Source organism: Plesiomonas sp. (assembly GCF_051650925.1).
In the GTDB taxonomy this organism is placed as follows: domain Bacteria; phylum Pseudomonadota; class Gammaproteobacteria; order Enterobacterales; family CAMTGL01; genus Plesiomonas.
This window is the reverse complement of record NZ_JBOFRH010000259.1, coordinates 1-1978: the sequence shown is the minus strand read 5'-3', so window position 1 is coordinate 1978 and position 1978 is coordinate 1. Positions and strand designations below refer to the sequence as shown.

The window sequence follows — 1978 nt, the reverse complement described above, 5'->3', positions numbered from 1 at the left end:
TCCGGTACTACCGCCGTCATTGGAGTGCGGATAAAGCCCGGTGCAACCGCATTAACCCTGATCTTCGCCCCCTTGCGGGTAAACTCTTTTGCCCAGGTTTTGGTCATCGCAATCACACCGCCTTTACTGGCCGCATAGTTACTCTGGCCGATATTACCGTCGATCCCCACCACCGAAGAGAGGCTGACAACCGCGCCACTGCCCTGCTCCATCATCACAGGCGCAACCGCTTGTGTCAGGTTAAAGACCCCTTTGAGGTTGATATCGAGCACCAGATCCCACTCTTGCTCGGTCATCTTCTGGATCAGGTTATCGCGCGTGACACCGGCATTATTCACCAGCACATCAATCTGGCCGAACTCTTTAACTACCGATTCGATAAACGCGGGGATCGCACTGCGGTCGGTCACATTGAGCACATAACCACGCACATTGGCTCGCCCGCTGGCGGTCTCTTCCAGCGCCGCCGGATCAAGGTCACAGGCAATCACCATTGCTGCACCTGCATCGGCCAAAGTATTCACAATTTGCCGGCCAATGCCACGACCACCACCGGTTACTACACAGATTTTATTTTTCATTGCATCACTCCTACACCTGTTCTGCGTTGATCGTAATAAATAAGTTTGTAAGCCTGATCACGTTCTGTCGTGTATCACTTGATACCGTTATCAATGACACCGGAAATCCATCGCGGCAAATTTCGCCCAAACCAGAGCAACAAAAGATCTGTTTATTTCTGGGATAAAAACCAGACCGACAGGCTACACTTTAATCATAATGCCGATTAAACAACCACAATAACAGACAAAACACAGTGTTTAATTTTTTTTATTTATCGTGTTTTCAGCGTTTCATCCGGTAAAAGCATCAGCGAAAAACGTTATAACCCGCCACACTTAATGGCGGTATTGACTACCATTAATGGTTATACCTTCGGGCAACAAACCGGTGTTGTTGCCGCACCCTGCCACAAACCCGATAGCAGCCTGTGATCGGTAAGGCATTTTGCGGCGCAAGCCGGTGCTACCATCAGAGCAACCAAATGCATGAAAAAGGAGCATCATCATGGCCTATCAACACATTTTAGTGGCCGTTGACCTGTCACCAGAAAGCCACTATTTGGTGAAAAAAGCGGTCGGTATTGCCAAACGAAATGCCGCCAAAGTTTCGTTGATCCATGTCGATGTCAACTATTCGGATCTGTATACCGGGCTGATTGATGTCAACTTAGGGGATATGAAGCAGAAGATCACGGAAGAGACTCATGCGGCACTGCGTGAATTAGCACTGAGCGGTGGTTATCCTATCCGCGAAACCTTGAGTGGCACCGGTGATTTGGGGCAGGTACTGATTGATGCTATCAAACAGTATGATGTGGACTTACTGGTCTGCGGCCATCATCAGGATTTCTGGAGTAAGCTCATGTCATCGGCACGCCAACTGATGAACAATATTCCGATTGATATGCTGATTGTACCGCTGCGCGATGATGAGTAACCACGCCCTCAGATTCGATGATCTGCGGTAATACGGCAAGGCGATAATGGCACGCTGACATATAGCGCCGCCCAATGACGGCGCTATATTAGATATGGAATATTAGATGTGGAATATTGGACATGAAACACTGAATTTGGAGTACTGAATTTAGTTTAGTGAGGCTGCATTTCGTTAAGTGAAACTAAACTGCCCCAATAGAGGGTTACTCACGTTTTTGCGGCTTGCATAAGTAGCGTTTTTTACGCGCACTGCGCCCACAGCGTATACAGCTAAACTTTGGTTTACGGGTAATTTCACACAGCAGACTAAAATGCTCACTGTACTCATCTCTTCCCCACTTACAGAGCCGACGAATCTCCATAACACCCTCTGATTTCATTATTATTTATCGTGCAAACGGGTTGCTTCCTCTACGAGTAATACCCGTAATTGAGAAAATCAGCAAGTGCTTATCGGGTGTATGGGCAGATTGATT

At 47.7% G+C, this 1978-nt stretch carries 3 protein-coding genes; 1 reads left to right on the top strand and 2 read right to left on the bottom strand.

The features are described 5' to 3' along the window. Both ACRC27_RS06155 and ACRC27_RS06150 read right to left on the bottom strand, forming a co-directional pair. Positions 1–581, bottom strand: a 581-nt coding sequence (locus tag ACRC27_RS06155; RefSeq protein WP_438639432.1) for an SDR family NAD(P)-dependent oxidoreductase, incomplete at its 3' end; no start/stop codon positions are given. Positions 582–899: 318 nt separating this feature from the next. After that, positions 900–1070, bottom strand: a complete 171-nt coding sequence (locus ACRC27_RS06150) for a hypothetical protein (RefSeq protein WP_438622633.1) — start codon at positions 1068–1070, stop codon at positions 900–902. Here ACRC27_RS06150 and uspA point away from each other — a divergent pair. Beyond that, positions 1069–1500 carry a universal stress protein UspA gene (gene uspA / locus ACRC27_RS06145; RefSeq protein ID WP_438622632.1) on the top strand — a complete coding sequence of 144 codons (432 nt, stop codon included), beginning with the start codon at positions 1069–1071 and terminating at the stop codon, positions 1498–1500. The two genes, ACRC27_RS06150 and uspA, sit on opposite strands and share 2 nt — an antisense overlap. The last annotated feature ends 478 nt before the right edge of the window (positions 1501–1978 follow it).